The sequence below is a fragment of the Thioalkalivibrio versutus genome, assembly GCF_001999325.1.
Classification (GTDB): domain Bacteria; phylum Pseudomonadota; class Gammaproteobacteria; order Ectothiorhodospirales; family Ectothiorhodospiraceae; genus Thioalkalivibrio; species Thioalkalivibrio versutus.
This window is the reverse complement of the sequence record NZ_MVAR01000051.1, coordinates 1-1,129: the sequence shown is the minus strand read 5'-3', so window position 1 is coordinate 1,129 and position 1,129 is coordinate 1. Positions and strand designations below refer to the sequence as shown.

Annotated in this window: 1 protein-coding gene; it reads left to right on the top strand. The window is 64.3% G+C overall.

Annotated features, from left to right (window positions below):
* Nucleotides 1–119 precede the first annotated feature (119 nt).
* Complete coding sequence (locus B0684_RS13570; protein WP_018649572.1) at nucleotides 120–1,112, top strand: IS110 family RNA-guided transposase; 993 nt, start codon at nucleotides 120–122, stop codon at nucleotides 1,110–1,112.
* The last annotated feature ends 17 nt before the right edge of the window (nucleotides 1,113–1,129 follow it).

Below are 1,129 nucleotides of genomic sequence, written 5' to 3'. Positions count from 1 at the left end.
CACGAACCTGTTCTGTAGATTGGCCCCCGAGTCCTTTCTCATCTCGAAGTTTGAACGGTATCCAAGACCCCCCTCCGTGATGGACGGGTGAGGCTGTACGGACAAGGCGAGAGGACGAGATGGCTCATATTGGCATTGATGTTAGCAAGAACAAGCTCGACTGCATGTGGGTCCGGGACCTGGCAGCGGGCAAGGTGAAGCCGAAGGTGTTCCCGAACCGTCGGGACCAGTATCCGGAGATGCTGCGCTGGCTCGAGCGCAACACGGGTGAAGCGCCCGAGACCCTGCACGTATACCTGGAGGCCACGGGCATCTATCACGAACCGCTGGCCTACTGGCTGCATGAGCAGGGCGTGCGGGTCCACGTGCTGAACCCGGCCCAGGTGCGTTCGCATGCCAAGGGCATGGGGGTGCGCAACAAGACCGACCGCAAGGACAGCATGATACTGGCCCGCTACGGCATCGAACGCGCACCACGGCGCTGGCAGCCCGAACCGCCGGAGGTGCGGGAACTCAAGCGCCTGCTCAGCCGCCTGGAGGCTCTGGAACAGGACATGCGGCGCGAAGAGAACCGCCTGGAGAAGGCGCGTTTCAGCGAGGACACCCTGGCCCAGGCGTCGATCGACAACGTCCTGCAGGCCCTGCGTGAGGAACACCGTCGGCTCCAGCAGCAGATCGACGATCACTTCGACGCCCATCACCACCTGAAGCGGGATCGGGCCTTGCTGGAGAGCATCCCCGGCATCGGCCGAGTGCTGTCGGCCTCGATGACCGCAACGCTGCGCAGCCGCGCGTTCACGAGCGCTCGACAAGCGGCGGCGTTCCATGGGCTGGCGCCGGTCCTGGAAGAATCGGGGACCACGGTCCGGCGGCCCTCGCGGTTGGCGAAGATCGGTTCCAGCCGACTGCGCAAGGCGCTCTACATGGCGGCGGTGGTGGCGACCCGGTACAACCCGGACGTGCGACACCAGCATCAACGTCTGCTGACACGCGGCAAGGCCAAGATGTCGGCGATCGGGGCGGCCATGCGCAAACTCCTGCACATCGCCTTCGGTGTGCTCAAATCCCAAACCCCGTATCAAGCCCGCCATGAAACTCCTTGCACCCCGTAGGGCAAGACGGTATCTAC

Bases quoted from the DNA above. Each gene is read 5' to 3' on its own strand.
- B0684_RS13570 (WP_018649572.1), top strand. From the start codon at position 120: ATGGCTCATATTGGCATTGATGTTAGCAAGAACAAGCTCGACTGCATG.